This is a genomic window from Azospirillum sp. B506, assembly GCF_000333595.1.
GTDB lineage: Bacteria > Pseudomonadota > Alphaproteobacteria > Azospirillales > Azospirillaceae > Azospirillum.
In genome coordinates, this window is sequence record NZ_BADK01000466.1 from 1 (window position 1) to 1,188 (window position 1,188).

Sequence of the window (1,188 nt, forward strand, 5' to 3'; positions counted from 1 at the left end):
CCAGACGGTTCCGGTTATGTAGAAGCAATCACTGGCCTGGTCCGCGTTCGCTCGCCACTACTAGCGGAGTCTCGGTTGATGTCCTTTCCTCCGGCTACTTAGATGTTTCAGTTCGCCGGGTTCGCTTCCCACACCTATGAATTCAGCGTGGGATACCGCTTGCGCGGTGGGTTTCCCCATTCGGAAATCCTCGGATCAAAGCCTGCTCGCGGCTCCCCGAAGCTTATCGCAACGTGCTACGTCCTTCATCGCCTCTCAGTGCCAAGGCATCCACCAGATGCCCTTCAGACGCTTGATCTCAACTCCAACGAAAACACTTGCGCCACGCGCAGGAACAAGCCTGCTCGCGAGTTGACCGACAGGGCCAACTGTTTCCGCCGTTCGATGCTACTCCCAGCCAGGCTTGTGGCCCGGCCGAGGAGCGTCCTCGGTCACTTGCACTTCATCTTCACTTGTCCATGATCCCGTCCCGTTAGGGACACAGCAACGAGCGCTGCGCGCTCGTTGCTGTTCACGTTGCCGTGTTGTGGTTCCTTCCAACGGTCCTCAAAATCGGGCGGCCGATCTTCCACGCTCAACACCAGGAAACTGGTGGAGGCAGACGGGATCGAACCGACGACCTCCTGCTTGCAAAGCAGGCGCTCTCCCAACTGAGCTATGCCCCCTCGATGGTCGAACCCCATCGCCTGAAACATGGTGGGCCAGGGAGGATTTGAACCTCCGACCTCACGCTTATCAAGCGCGCGCTCTAACCAACTGAGCTACTAGCCCGTCCGCACCTCGCTTGGAGATGCGTCGAGAACCGTGAGAAGGGATGCGCCGGCGGCGGCAGAGATGCGCCTTTGTGGCTGAGGTGCCGGACCGCTGAGGTCGGCTTCCTTAGAAAGGAGGTGATCCAGCCGCAGGTTCCCCTACGGCTACCTTGTTACGACTTCACCCCAGTCGCTGACCTTACCGTGGTTGGCTGCCTCCCTTGCGGGTTAGCGCACCACCTTCGGGTAAAGCCAACTCCCATGGTGTGACGGGCGGTGTGTACAAGGCCCGGGAACGTATTCACCGCGGCGTGCTGATCCGCGATTACTAGCGATTCCAACTTCATGCACTCGAGTTGCAGAGTGCAATCCGAACTGAGACGGCTTTTGGGGATTGGCTCCATCTCGCGACTTCGCTTCCCACGTCACCGCCATG

2 tRNA genes and 2 rRNA genes are annotated in these 1,188 nt (G+C 59.3%); all 4 read right to left on the bottom strand.

The window, feature by feature from the left end:
- Positions 1–298: ribosomal RNA gene (locus I71_RS14020) — 23S ribosomal RNA — on the bottom strand; the annotation flags it as partial.
- A 291-nt stretch (positions 299–589) separates the two neighbouring features.
- A tRNA-Ala gene (locus tag I71_RS14025) sits at positions 590–665 on the bottom strand.
- Between the two features lie 29 nt (positions 666–694).
- Positions 695–771 (bottom strand) — tRNA-Ile (locus tag I71_RS14030).
- A 112-nt stretch (positions 772–883) separates the two neighbouring features.
- A 16S ribosomal RNA gene (locus I71_RS38795) occupies positions 884–1,188 on the bottom strand; the annotation flags it as partial.